The organism is Erwinia typographi, from assembly GCF_000773975.1.
GTDB lineage: Bacteria > Pseudomonadota > Gammaproteobacteria > Enterobacterales > Enterobacteriaceae > Erwinia > Erwinia typographi.
The window spans coordinates 120,074-133,435 of record NZ_JRUQ01000037.1 but is presented as its reverse complement, the minus strand read 5'-3'; the positions used below and the strand labels follow the sequence as shown (position 1 = coordinate 133,435).

General features: G+C 57.6%; 12 protein-coding genes. 1 reads left to right on the top strand and 11 read right to left on the bottom strand.

What is annotated here, in order from left to right; genetic code table 11:
- Positions 1-125: 125 nt before the first annotated feature.
- The 5 genes from alaS to tam form a co-directional block, all read right to left on the bottom strand.
- Positions 126-2,753, bottom strand: coding sequence for an alanine--tRNA ligase (gene alaS / locus NG99_RS12040; protein WP_034892770.1), 2,628 nt, complete (start codon positions 2,751-2,753; stop codon positions 126-128).
- Between the two features lie 138 nt (positions 2,754-2,891).
- A complete protein-coding gene (locus tag NG99_RS12035) occupies positions 2,892-3,407 on the bottom strand; it encodes a regulatory protein RecX (protein ID WP_034892767.1) in 516 nt (171 codons plus the stop codon).
- 144 nt (positions 3,408-3,551) lie between these two features.
- A complete protein-coding gene (recA, locus tag NG99_RS12030) occupies positions 3,552-4,619 on the bottom strand; it encodes a recombinase RecA (protein ID WP_034892764.1) in 1,068 nt (355 codons plus the stop codon).
- A 97-nt stretch (positions 4,620-4,716) separates the two neighbouring features.
- Positions 4,717-5,211 (bottom strand): nicotinamide-nucleotide amidase, encoded by a 495-nt coding sequence (gene pncC / locus NG99_RS12025; RefSeq protein WP_034892761.1) that lies wholly within the window; start codon positions 5,209-5,211, stop codon positions 4,717-4,719.
- A gap of 113 nt (positions 5,212-5,324) precedes the next feature.
- Positions 5,325-6,098, bottom strand: a complete 774-nt coding sequence (tam, locus tag NG99_RS12020; protein WP_034892758.1) for a trans-aconitate 2-methyltransferase — start codon at positions 6,096-6,098, stop codon at positions 5,325-5,327.
- 211 nt (positions 6,099-6,309) lie between these two features.
- On the opposite strand from tam, the gene NG99_RS12015 reads away from it, so the two are divergent.
- Positions 6,310-7,188, top strand: a complete 879-nt coding sequence (locus NG99_RS12015) for a LysR substrate-binding domain-containing protein (RefSeq protein ID WP_034892755.1) — start codon at positions 6,310-6,312, stop codon at positions 7,186-7,188.
- On the opposite strand, the gene NG99_RS12010 is transcribed toward NG99_RS12015, so the two are convergent.
- From NG99_RS12010 to narI, 6 genes are all read right to left on the bottom strand, one after another.
- Positions 7,169-8,401: an aspartate aminotransferase family protein gene (locus NG99_RS12010; protein ID WP_034892752.1), complete on the bottom strand. Its 1,233-nt coding sequence runs from the start codon at positions 8,399-8,401 to the stop codon at positions 7,169-7,171. The genes NG99_RS12015 and NG99_RS12010 overlap by 20 nt on opposite strands.
- A gap of 23 nt (positions 8,402-8,424) precedes the next feature.
- Entirely contained in the window at positions 8,425-9,711 is a 1,287-nt protein-coding gene (locus NG99_RS12005) for a TRAP transporter large permease (protein ID WP_034892749.1), read from the bottom strand.
- Entirely contained in the window at positions 9,708-10,208 is a 501-nt protein-coding gene (locus tag NG99_RS12000; RefSeq protein WP_034892746.1) for a TRAP transporter small permease, read from the bottom strand. The genes NG99_RS12005 and NG99_RS12000 overlap by 4 nt, the downstream gene beginning before the upstream one ends.
- A gap of 6 nt (positions 10,209-10,214) precedes the next feature.
- The gene (locus NG99_RS11995; RefSeq protein WP_034892743.1) at positions 10,215-11,216 is read right to left on the bottom strand and encodes a TRAP transporter substrate-binding protein; all 1,002 of its coding nucleotides are present in this window, start codon (positions 11,214-11,216) and stop codon (positions 10,215-10,217) included.
- A 189-nt stretch (positions 11,217-11,405) separates the two neighbouring features.
- Complete coding sequence (gene mltB, locus NG99_RS11990; RefSeq protein ID WP_034892740.1) at positions 11,406-12,473, bottom strand: lytic murein transglycosylase B; 1,068 nt, start codon at positions 12,471-12,473, stop codon at positions 11,406-11,408.
- A 211-nt stretch (positions 12,474-12,684) separates the two neighbouring features.
- The gene (gene narI, locus NG99_RS11985; RefSeq protein ID WP_034892737.1) at positions 12,685-13,362 is read right to left on the bottom strand and encodes a respiratory nitrate reductase subunit gamma; all 678 of its coding nucleotides are present in this window, start codon (positions 13,360-13,362) and stop codon (positions 12,685-12,687) included.

Here is a 13,362-nt window from a genome sequence, read left to right as displayed (position 1 = left end):
GCTGATACTTAGTTTAGCCGAAATACACACCGCTAACCTGACTTTGTGTTTTTTAAGCGCGCACCCGATAAGAAAGCGCCATGAGTTCAGCCCCATAGCGCCCTCAGCGTGCATTATTTATAGTGTTACAGTTTTGCAATGACCCATGACTCAACGCCCGCCAGCGCCGCAGGCAGCGCCTGAGCATCGGTGCCGCCAGCCTGCGCCATATCAGGGCGCCCACCGCCTTTCCCGCCAACCTGCTGAGCCAGCTCGCCTACCAGCTCTCCAGCCTTGACCCGATCGGTCAGATCTTTCGTCACCCCGGCAATCAGGGAAACTTTGCCATCCGTCACGGTTGCCAGCACGATGATGGCTGACTTGAGCTGATTTTTCAGATCGTCAACCATCGTACGCAGCATTTTCGGCTCGACATTGCTAAGTTCACTAACCAGCAACTTCGCTCCCTTAACCTCAATTGCTTTACTGCTCAGCGAGGCGCTTTCCTGCGAAGCCTGCTGATCTTTCAACTGCTGCAGTTCTTTTTCCAGGCCGCGCACATGGTCAATCATCGCACGAACCTTTTCATTCAGGTTACTGTTATTGGCCTTAATCAGCTGCGCAATATCCAGCAGCTGCTCGCTCTGAGCATACACCTGCCCCAGCGCGCCTTCGCCGGTCACGGCTTCAATACGGCGAACGCCTGCCGCCGTGCCGGACTCGGAGAGGATACGGAACAGGCCGATATCGCCGGTGCGGCTGGCGTGAGTCCCGCCGCACAGCTCGGTCGAGAAATCGCCCATGCTCAGCACGCGAACGCGATCGTCATACTTCTCGCCAAACAGCGCCATCGCGCCGTGCGCTTTAGCCGCTTCCAGTTCCATGATGGTGGTCTCAATCGGCAGATTGCGACGGATCTGGGCGTTAACAATTTCTTCAACCTGGCGAATTTCCTGCGGCTTCATCGCTTCGAAATGCGAGAAGTCAAAACGCAGGTATTTGTCATTGACCAGCGAACCTTTCTGCGCCACATGATGGCCCAAAACCTGGCGCAATGCAGCATGCAGCAGGTGCGTGGCGGAATGATTCAGACGAATACGATCGCGGCGCGCCTGGTCAACCTGCGCAGCCAGACGATCGCCAACGCGGATCTCCCCAGCCGTCAGTTTGCCAGTATGACCAATAGCCTGACCGTATTTTTGCGTGTCGCTAACGCTAAAGTCAGCATTGCCGCCTTTCAGCTCGCCGGTATCGCCGACCTGACCACCCGACTCGCCGTAGAACGGCGTTTCGTCCAGCACAATCACCCCTTCCTGACCGGCGGTGATTGCCGTCGCAGGCTTGCCGTCGACATAGATAGCGGTCACAGCGGAGTTTAGTTCCAGCCGATCGTAACCTTTGAAAGACGATGCCGTATCAATCTGGATAACGTTGGTATAGTCCGCGCCGAAGCCGCTGGCCTCACGCGCTCGCTGACGCTGCTGCTCCATCGCTTTCTCAAAGCCAGCCTCATCAATCTTGAGATTTCTCTCGCGGCAGACGTCGGCCGTCAGGTCGGCCGGGAAACCAAAGGTATCATACAGGCGGAAGACGGTTTCGCCGTCCAGCGTATCGCCCTGCAAGTTCTCCAGTTCTTCATCCAGCAGGGCCAGGCCCCGCTCAAGCGTTTTAGCAAACTGCTCTTCTTCGGTTTTCAGCACCTGCTCAACCTGAGACTGCTGCTTTTTAAGCTCGTCTCCGGCTGAACCCATCACCTCGACCAGCGGCCCAACCAGCTTCCAGAAGAAGGTGCCCTGCGCGCCCAGCATGTTGCCATGACGGATAGCGCGACGAATGATACGGCGCAGCACATAGCCACGGTTCTCATTCGAAGGGATCACGCCATCAGCAATCAGGAAGGCACAGGATCGAATGTGATCGGCAATCACGCGCAGTGATTTGCTGGTCAGATCGGTACAGCCAGTCACCCTGGCGACGGACCCAATCAGCTTCTGGAACAGATCGATTTCGTAGTTAGAGTTGACGTGCTGTAGCACCGCCGTAATGCGCTCAAGCCCCATGCCGGTATCTACCGATGGCTTAGGCAGCGGCAGCATGGTGCCGTCGGGCTGACGGTTAAACTGCATAAAGACGATGTTCCAGATCTCGATATAGCGATCGCCATCCTCTTCCGGGCTGCCTGGAGGTCCCCCCCAGATATGGTCACCGTGATCGAAGAAGATCTCGGAGCATGGGCCGCAAGGTCCGGTGTCGCCCATCTGCCAGAAATTATCGGAAGCGTAAGCGCTACCTTTGTTGTCGCCGATGCGAATAATACGCTCGCGCGGCACGCCCACTTCTTTTTCCCAGATATCGAAGGCTTCGTCATCCGTCTCGTAAACGGTCACCCACAGTTTTTCTTTTGGCAGGTTAAACCACTGTTCGCCGGTCAGCAGTTCCCAGGCGAAGCTAATTGCCTCACGTTTGAAATAGTCGCCGAAGCTGAAGTTACCCAGCATTTCAAAGAAGGTATGGTGACGGGCGGTATAGCCGACGTTTTCCAGATCGTTGTGCTTACCGCCCGCGCGCACGCAGCGCTGAGAGGTGGTAGCACGGGAATAGCTGCGCTTGTCCTGGCCGAGGAAAACATCTTTAAACTGGTTCATACCGGCGTTGGTAAACAGCAACGTCGGATCATTAGTCGGGACGAGGGAGCTACTGGCTACAACCTGATGTCCCTTGCTCTGGAAAAAGTCGAGAAACGCCTGGCGAATCTCCGCAGTGCTCTTGCTCATAATTGTCCTGGAATCACGCTAACGACTGTCTCGTGAGTCTTGCTCCGCCAGAAAGGTCTCCCCCGGCTGGCAACTCACGAACAAAAAGTGGTGAATAAGATAAATTTTCTTCGGTGGGAAGTAAAATCCCATCGGCGGTCATTCGTCAAAATTTGAGAAAATCGCGCGAATATCATCGGAAAAAAAGCCTTTCGCCATCAGATAGCGTTGTACTTTGGCTTTTTCCTTCCACTCGGTTGGCAACGGCAGGCCAAACTTACGCTCTGCCGCCTCGTAAGCCTGGCGCGTCCAGTCAATGTCGCTATTCGCCATCGCCTCATCCGTCAGCGCCTTATCGATCCCCTTCTGCCCCAGCTCCATGCGGATACGCTGCGGCCCATAGCCTTTCCGGCTGCGGCTGGCGACAAACCGCCCGGCAAAGTGGGCATCATCAAGATAGCGGTTTTCATAACACCAGGCCACAACGCGATCGATCTGCTCCGGCGTCACGGCCTCCGGCTCCTGAGCCTTGTTTTTGGCGTACAGCGCGGCGCGTTCGGCAGACAGGGCCAGCTTACGGCGAAACTCGGCTTCGCTGTGGTCGCGCATGGCAAGGATACGCATCGCCCGATCCAGCAGGCGTGCAAACTGGCTACGTTCAGTGGCGTCAGACATTTTGCTCCACGGTTTATTCAGATTAAAAGAGAGGTCAGAAGATTAGGGTAGCGGGGTCAGACGTAACAAACAAAAAAAGGAACGGATTTTATCCCGTTCCTTTTTTTTCACTCTGACAGGATTTACTCGCTGTCAGCGGCAAAATCAGAAGTTTTCATTGGTTTCGCTGGCTTCATCAACTTCTTCAGCGCTAGCCACAAAGTCCGGCTTGCTGTCCGGGTTGCTCAGCAGCGTGGCGCGCAGTTTCGCTTCCAGCTCGCTGGCAATGGCGGCGTTCTCTTTCAGGAAGTTGCCAGCATTGGCTTTACCCTGGCCGATCTTGTCGCCATTGTAGCTGTACCAGGCGCCCGCTTTTTCAATCAGCTTGTGCTTCACGCCCAGGTCAACCAGCTCACCGTAGATGTTGATACCTTCACCGTACATGATCTGGAATTCAGCCTGCTTAAACGGCGCGGCGATTTTGTTCTTCACAACCTTCACGCGGGTTTCGCTGCCGACCACCTCGTCGCCTTCTTTGATCGCGCCGATGCGGCGAATATCGAGACGGACGGAAGCGTAGAATTTCAGCGCGTTACCGCCGGTGGTGGTTTCAGGGTTACCGAACATCACGCCGATTTTCATACGGATCTGGTTAATGAAGATCAGCAGGGTATTGGAGTTTTTCAGGTTACCGGCAAGCTTACGCATTGCCTGGCTCATCATACGCGCCGCCAGCCCCATATGAGAGTCGCCAATTTCCCCTTCGATTTCCGCTTTTGGCGTCAGTGCGGCCACGGAGTCGACAATGATCACGTCTACGGCGCCAGAGCGCGCCAGCGCATCACAGATTTCCAGCGCCTGCTCGCCGGTATCCGGCTGAGAGCAGAGCAGGTTATCGATATCAACGCCCAGCTTTTTAGCATACACCGGGTCCAGCGCGTGCTCGGCATCAATAAAGGCGCAGGTTTTACCTTTGCGCTGCGCGGAGGCGATCACCTGTAGCGTCAGCGTGGTTTTACCTGAAGATTCCGGGCCATAGATTTCAACAATACGCCCCATTGGCAGGCCGCCCGCCCCCAGGGCGATATCCAGCGACAGGGAGCCGGTGGAAATGGTCTCCACGTCCATGGTGCGATCTTCACCCAGGCGCATGATGGAGCCTTTACCAAATTGCTTTTCAATCTGGCCCAGCGCTGCTGCCAGTGCTTTCTGCTTGTTTTCGTCAATAGCCATTTCTACTCCTAATCACGCGGGGTAAAGCACACGCACACGCGGCTTTGTATAACATAATATGGGGCTGATTATACTGTATAGTCATACAGTATCAAGTTTAATTTTCGAGAAAATGATCGCGCAGGGTCAGGAGCGCCCAGGCCGTGGCCTGACGGCGCACCGTTTCCCTGTCGCCAGAAAAAACCTGTTGCCGGGTCAGCGTCGGCCTGCCGACGGCCGCGAAGCCAAACCACACGGTGCCAACCGGCTTTTCCGCCGTACCGCCATCCGGCCCGGCTATCCCACTGATGGAAAGCGCAAAATTGGCATCAGCCAGCCGACGCGCGCCCTCGGCCATTTCCCTCACGACCTGCTCGCTGACCGCGCCAAAGCGATCCAGCGAGGCGGCCGTGACGCCAACCAGCTCCTCTTTCGCCTCGTTACTGTAAGTAACGAAGCCGCGTTCAAACCACTGTGAACTGCCGGGAATATCGGTGAGCACTTTAGCAATCCAGCCGCCGGTACAGGACTCGACCGTGGTCACAGTAGCCCTGAGGCGCAGCAAATGCTGACCCACTTCCGTACTCAGCTGCATTAATTCCACATCCGTCATGCTGGTTCCTCTTATCCTTCAGGGATGGAACCGCAAGAATACCACTGTTTGGCGGCGAAAAGAGGCGAAGGCTGCCGGTTTGCGAGCGGCCTTCCAGTAAAAATCCACGCGTCTCAGGCTTTGCTTGCCACCATAAATAGCCGTGGGAAAGGCATCAGCACGTTGCCATCCTGACGGAGCGAATAGGCCGCTTTTAGCTCGTGCAGGTACTGCGCCTGAAAAGCGGCCTGGTCCTGCTCGTCCAGCGGAGAGAGAAACGGCCGCAGGCCAGTAGCCTTCAGCCAGTCCACCATCGCCTGATGAGAAGGCATTACATGATAGTAGGTGGTTCGCCAGATATCGACCTTGCAGCCAACCTGGCTCAGCAGGTCATAATAGGCCTCGATACCGAGTATTTTCTTGCGCCCGGCCGCGCCCGGGCCGATTTTTTCCGCCCAGTGGGGCATTGCCGCCACTTTGCGCATCAGGCTGTGGGTCGGTTCATCGAGGTTATCGGGCATCTGAATAGCCAGCACGCCGCCGGGGGCAAGCTGGGCCACCAGGTGCGGAAACAGCTGCTGGTGATCGGTCAGCCACTGTAGCGAAGCATTGGCGTAGATCACCTCCTGCGGGACTTCGGCCTGCCAGCTACGGATATCCGCCTGAATAAACTGGCAGTCCGGCAGACGCTTCAGCGCCTGCTCAAGCATCGCCTGCGAACTGTCCAGACCGGTAATCTGGGCCTGTGGCCACGCACGATACAGCAGCTCGGTACTGTTGCCCGGCCCGCAGCCAAGATCGGTGGCATGGCTGACCTTATTCAGGGGAATTCGGGAAAGTAATTCGGTGGCAGGACGAGTCCGTTCCGCTTCAAACTGTCGGTAGAGATCCGGGTTCCAGTCTTTCATAAGTTCCTCTTGTTCACGGTCAACCCTGGCTTTAACTGTAGAGGATGGCGAACCAACAGCAAAGCGCTCCGTAACAATCGATCGGGCAGAGCTGGCACAACAGGCTGTTTTGCCTCTATAAAGAAGGCTACGACAGAATGCCCCGCAACCGCCGCTGGCCTGGAATAAGAATTGCATGATTCCATGGCTCGCATGTTGACTGGAGAGAACTATGCGCCACCTTGATAATGATACCCTGGCCGCGTTTGTCGCGGTGTATGACTGCGGGAGCTTTACGCAGGCCGCCGAACAGCTGGGCAAAACCCAGGCCGCCGTCAGTATTATGCTGAGCCGGCTGGAAAAGCATCTGGGCCAGCGTTTGCTGGAACGCTCACGCCAGGGAATTAGCCTGACCTCTTCCGGTGAGAAACTGATTGGCTATGCCCGGCGAATGCAACAGTTGGAAGAGGAAGCGCTAACGGCGCTCGGCTGCTTTGACGCAAAATCACGCATCCGCATAGGGATGCCTGACGACTATCTGGGCACTATTGGTGCAGAGCTGATCGAGAAATTCTCCCAGCGTAATCCTCAGCTACAGGTCGAAATCGTTAGCGACTTCTCTTATAAGCTGGAAAAGCAGCTGAATGACGGCCATCTGGAAATGGCCATTGTGACCCGCCAGCCAGGCGAGCAGAACGGCGAGTTTCTTCGCCAGGAGCCTCAGCTGTGGTGCACCGCGCCAAACTGTTATCCGGAGCAGCAAACCACGCTACCGCTGGTGCTGTTCCCTGAAGGCTGCCGCGCCCGACCACAGGTGATCAGAGCGCTGGATAAAGCCCGGCTGCGCTGGCATATCGTTTGCACCTCCTCACACCTCGCTGGCGTACAGACAGCCATTCGCATTGGCCAGGCGCTGACGGTGCTGCCCGCCTCCGTCATCCCGGACGACTGGCGTATTCTGGGGCAAAACGAGCAGCTTCCTGCCCTTCAGCCGCTGAATTTGGCGCTGATAGTGCCCGGAGATGCCCACGTAGGCACGCGCCGCCTGGCCCAGTTCATCCGTGAACTGGCGGCGGTTGCGCAGCCGCTGCCTATGCAGACCGCGCTATAATTGCGGCGCTACAGGCTGAAGCCAGCGCGTCTGTCGCCTGCTGGTCGTGGCTGAACGACAGGTAATAGCGGCCAAAGGCTGACGGCATTGACAGGATCTGCTGCTGCCGTAGCGCAAGATGGATCGCCATACTCCAGTCGTGATCGGCGGCGGCTACCGCCTGAGCATAGTTTTCCGGCGCGCAGGCCTGGGGCCAGAAAGTGAAGACCGTTCCGTAGCCTGAGCTGGCGAGCGCGATGCCTTTAGCCTGGCAATCCGCAATAACCTTGCGACACAGCTCGTCACCGCTGCGCAGAAGCTGCATATAATCTTTTCCGGCCAGCTCTTTCAGGGTGGCAATCACCGCCGCACAGACCGGAGGATTGCCGCTGTAGGTGCCAGCCCGGACGGCGCGACCGTCTTCAAAGACCGCCATGCAGTGCGCTTTCCCGACCAGCGCGGCGACCACCGTACCATTGCCGATGGCTTTACCGACGGTGGCAAAATCCGCGTCTACGCCGAATAAATGCCCGCACAGCCCGACATGCAGACGGAATCCCATCAGGACTTCGTCCAGCACCACCAGCGCTCCGGCGCGATGCGCGGCCTCTGCCAGATACTTCAGATAGCCTTCAGCCGGTTCAATACAACCAGCGTTAGCCATCACCGGCTCGATTACCACTGCGGCTATATCCGCATGTCCGGCAAAAAGCGCGTCGACATCCTGGAAATCGTTATAGCGCAGCAGCAGCATCCCTTCCTTTTCCGGACGGGAGGAGTGCGGCATCTTAGCCACCGGCGAACCGGCATTACCAAAGGCCACCTGATCGAACCAGCCGTCGTAGCCGGCGGCAAATTTCACCACCTTCTGACGGCCAGTAGCGGCCCGCGCCGCACGGCAGGCCAGGTGAACGGCTTCGCTGCCTGAATTGACGAAAATGACCTTGTTCAGTTCCCCGGTGAAGGCACTTAACGCAACGGCGGCCTCTTCTTCCAACGCATGTGAAAAGGCTGGCATCATCATTTTCTTTACGGTTTGCTGCACCGCATCCACTACCGCAGGCGGGTTGTGCCCCAAAAGGGTGGCACCAAAACCCAGTGCGGTATCCATCCAACGCTGGCCCTGCGAATCCCACAGCCAGGCCCCTTCAGCTCTCTCAATCATCAGCGGCTGACCGTTGATTTCAGGCAAAGCGCGGCCAGCGCTGGATATTCCACCAACTAAATGTTTCATCACAGTTCTCGTCTGTTTGACTGTCAGTAACCCAGCGTTTTGGGCAACCACCCGGTTAATGAAGGAAAGAAAATCAGCAACGCAATGGCAAAGGCGGTCGCGAACCAGAACGGGATCAGCCTGCGAGAGACCGGCCCAATGTCGATTTTTGCCACGTTGCAGACCACGAAGATATTGGTGCCAATCGGCGGGGTAAATAGCCCCCAACCCAGCGTCAGCGTGAAGATCAGGCCGATCTGGTAAGGATCAAATCCTGCCGTTTTGGCAATAGGCACCAGGATCGGTGCCAGAATGATCATCGCCGGTCCCAAATCGAGCCAGAACCCCACAACCTTCAGCAGCAGGATCACCAGCAGCATGGTGACCACCGGCCCGGCATGGAGGCCGCCAATCCACGCTGCCGCCAGATGCGGCACCTGGGTCACGGTCAGCAGCCAGCCAAAGGGAACGGCCACGGCCATGATGATCATCACCGAGCCGGTCAGCGCCACCGACTCAATCACTGCCGGAATCAGGTCGCGCCAGCTCAGCTCACGGTAATACAGGCCGCCGACCACCAGCGCATAAATGACGGCCAGCGCCGAGGCTTCCGTGGCGGTGACAAAACCGGCCACAATCGCGCCGAGCACGAAAACGGGCATACACATCGCTGGCAGCGCCCGCCAGAAATCCCGCCGGAACGCCGCAAACTCAAACTTGCCCGCCACCTTAGGGAAGTTTTCCCGCACGCCGATATACCAGGCGGTGAGCATAAACACTACGGCCAGCAGGCAGCCGGGGATCACCCCAGCAACAAACAGCCCGCCGATGGAGGTATTGGTGATCACGCCATACAGCAGCAGGATGACGCTGGGCGGCACCACAATGCCGAGCGTGCCGGAAGCGGCCGTTACCGCGGCGGAAAAATCGCGCGGATAGCCTTTTTTCTCCATGATGGGGATCATGACCTTGGCCACGGTGCTGGTATCAGCCGTCGCCGAGCCGGTCAACCCGCCGTAGACGAAAGCCGTCGCCACGTTGACCAGCCCTAACCCACCGCGAAAGCGCCCAAAAATGTGCTCCGCGACGTGCATGATACGGTGAGTCAACCCGCCGCGGTTCATCAGCTCCCCGGCAAACAGGAACAGCGGAATGGCAATCAGCGAAGTGGTATCCGCCCCGCGCAGCGTCTGCTGAGCCAGCCAGGCCAACGGCATCGGGAAGTCACCGAAGGCCAGCGCGGCGATACTGCCGCCAGCAATGGCCCAGGCAATAGGTACGCCGGTAAACAGCAGCAGCAGAAAAGCGCTAATAAGGATCGCTATGGTCATAAAGCGTCATCCTCTCGCGCGAAGAAAAAGTGCCAGATCCGCCAGAGCGACAGGAAGAGCAGCATCAGAGCGAATCCCACCAGCGAGCAGGTAATCACCGCGTTAGGCAGCCGTAACACCGGCGTCGGCACCCAGCCAGAGGTTTGCACTATCTTAAGCCCGCTGCTGAGCAGCCAGCCGCTAAGGCCAAGCAGCACCAGCGCAGAAAACAGCCTCAGCCAGCGCTGAACCTCCGCTGAGCACAGCGTGACCAGGCTGGAGAAGCGCACGTTCTCGCCACGGATTTCGGCCAGCACCGCGCCGAGAAACGTCACCCAGATAAACGAAATTTCTGCCGTTTCGAAGGTCCACTCCAGCCCGACCCAGCCGAAGTAGCGGGCAATAATGCCCAGCAGCGTTGAGCCAAACGTCACCATAAACATCAGGCCGCCACTCCACATCAGCAGCAGGGTGAGCCAGCGAGGGCCGCTGGTTGGCGCATAATGAACGGGCGTCATCAGCGTTTACTCAGCGCCAGCGTCAGTGCGCAGCTGCTTAATGAAATCTGCGCCCCAGGCCTTGCTGAACTGGTCATAGACCGGCCCCACTTTCGCCAGGAATGCCGCGCGATCGACGTCGTTAAAGTCGACTTTTTTGCTTTTCAACTGGTCGGTCAGGCGGGCGTAAACCTGATCGAGCTGGCCGCGATACCAAGCGGTCGTATCCGCAACGGCGGCCTTCAGTACTGCCTTATTGTCCGCGCTGAGCGCATCCCACGCGGGCTTATTCATGTACCAGAAGTTGGCCGACCAGATATAGTTCGCCATTGAGACGTGTTTAACCACTTCATACCAGCGCTGATCGCTGAAGTCGCGCAGTTCGGGTTCCACGCCGTCGACCACGCCGGATTGCAGCGAGGTATAGACTTCCCCAAAGGGAATCGACTGCGGCAGACCGCCAAGCTGTTTGATCGTTGCCAGGATCACCGGATTCGGCGGCGTGCGAATCTTCAGGCCGCTGAGGTCTTCAGGCTTGACGATGGCGCGCTTGCTGTTAGCAAACTGGCGAAAGCCCGAATCCAGCGCGGAGAGCATAACGTAGCCACGGCTTTCGCCCATCGCGAGAAATTTATGGCCTGCCTCGCTGTCAAGAAAATGGTGAACCGACGCGGCATCTTTAAACAGGAAAGGCAGAGACACGGCGTTAAGGCGCGGGTCGATAGCATCGACAACGCCTCCCAGCCCCAGGGTAATGGCGCCGGATCCGGTTGAATCGGCAATCGCGCCTTCGTCACCCAACTGGCCGTCAGGGAAGATCTGAATCTCCAGCGAGTCGTGCGACTTTTGTTTCACTTCATCAGCAAAGCGAATCATGGCCTGGTTGATCAGGCTGTCGCTGCTTGAAGCATGAGCCAGACGCAGCGTTTCAGCCGCCAGCGCGCTGGCCGGATGCAGACCAACCACAACGCCAGCGGCAGCGAGGGCGATGAGATGACGGCGAAAAACCTTCCCCAGAGATGCAACCATGGTCGATCCTCTTATGACTGAATGTGTGCGTAGTTTGCATTCAGCATAGGGATTCTGCGGGAGATGAGAAATAAAGAGTTTTAATAGTGGGATACATATTTTTATACCGCGCGAGCCGCCTCGCAATACTGCACGCCAGGCGGCCTTTATAGCGTATGGCCTGCATGTGGATGCAGGCCTTTTGACAACTTAGCGCGCGTCGCGAACCGCCAGGCCAAGCTGCCATACCGCCATCGCGTAGTGATTGCTGTGGTTATAGCGGGTGATGGCGTAGAAGTTAGGTAGCCCGAACCAGTACTGATAGCGGGTTCCCATGTCAAAACGCAGCAGGCTGACCTGCGGATTACCGTCCAGCGGCAGCTGCGACCTGAAGCCGCCAGCCGCCAGCGATGACAACGAATAGCGGGTTTTAAAGCCGGTTTCCCAGGTGGTTGAAGGTCCGGTTGCCGGCACGGCTACCGTGCCGTTTTTCACCCAGCCGTGCGCGCTGAAGTAGTGGGCCACGCTGCCAATCGCATCTTCCGGGTCCCACAGGTTGATGTGCCCATCGCCGTTGAAATCCACCGCATAGCTTTTGAAGGAAGAAGGCATGAATTGCCCGTAACCCATCGCGCCTGCGTAGGAGCCCCGCAGGTCCAGCGGATCGTCGCCCTCTTCTCTGGCCATCAGCAGGAAGGTCTCCAGCTCCGCGCTGAAGAAGTCGGCCCGCCGGGGATAGTTAAACGCCAGCGTGGCAAGCGCATCGATAATGCGGGTTTTGCCCATCACGCGGCCCCAGCGGGTTTCCACACCGATGATCCCGACGATGATTTCTGGCGGCACGCCGTAGGTCTGGTAAGCCCGCTGCAACGCGCCCTGATATTGATTCCAAAACGCCACGCCGTTCTGCACGTTAGACGGGGTAATGAATTTGGCACGGTAGCGAATCCACGCGCCGTTTGGCCCGGTCGGCCCCTGCGGCGCCGGAGCCTGGCGATCCATCAGCCGGATCACCCAGTCTAGATTGTTAGCCTGCGCCAGCACGTTATGCAGCTGCTGACGCTGGAATCCATGCTCGCGCACCATTTTATCGATAAAGCGCTCGGCGGCGGCATTGTTGGCGAAATCGCCCATCAGCGGAGTCTGATCGTGGGCGGCGTCGAGCTTGAAACCATTGCCAAAGGGGTTGCCCTGTGGCTCAACCGCTGCGGGTGGCTTATGGCTACTACAGGCGGTCAGTAGAACCAGCGCAGGAAGAAGTGTGGCCAGATAACGCATTGAATATCCATAGTGCGAGGCGGAGGAGTAGCCGACATGTTAAAGCATTGCTCAGCGTGAAGAAAAGGAGATGTTATGTAAATAACGGACGGCGCGGGCAGAAAGACGATGAGAGATTACTGAATGCGATCCTGAAAGCTTTCGGGCGGGAATGAAAAAAGGCCGGAAATCTCCGGCCTGTATAACGCGTGGTTGCCCTGCGGCAGAACGATCAGCGACGGTTGCGCACGATCTGATAGCGACGGGTAAGGTATTCCACCGGCGCGCTCCAGATATGCACCAGGCGGCAGAATGGGAACAGCAGGAACAGCGTCATGCCCAGCACCATATGCAGGCGGAAGACGATCGCCACGCCCTCCAGATGCTGAGAGGCGCCGCCGTGGAAAGTCACCACGGCCTGAGCCCAGGCGACCAGCTTCATCATCTCGCTGCCGTCCATATGCTGGGCCGAGAACGGGATGGTCAGCAGCCCCAGGCAAACCTGTACCACCAGCAGCGTCAGGATCAAAATATCCCCTACGCTGCTGGTCGCCCGCACGCGCGGATTGGTCAGACGGCGCTTCAGCAGCAGCGCGCCGCCAATCAGCGTCAGCGCGCCACAGATCCCCCCGGCGACCATTGCCAGCTTCTGCTTAACGTCAATCGGCAGAAAGGCTTCATACATCCAGTGCGGCGTCAGCATCCCGACAATATGACCGAAAAAGATGCCGATAATGCCGATATGGAACAGGTTAGAGGCCAGCCGCATACCTTTTTTATCCAGCATCTGGCTGGAACCTGCCCGCCAGCTGTACTGACCATAGTCGTAGCGCAGCCAGCTGCCAATCAGAAACACGGCCCCGGCCAGGTAGGGATAGATATCGAAAAAGAATTGAGATAAATAGTGCAT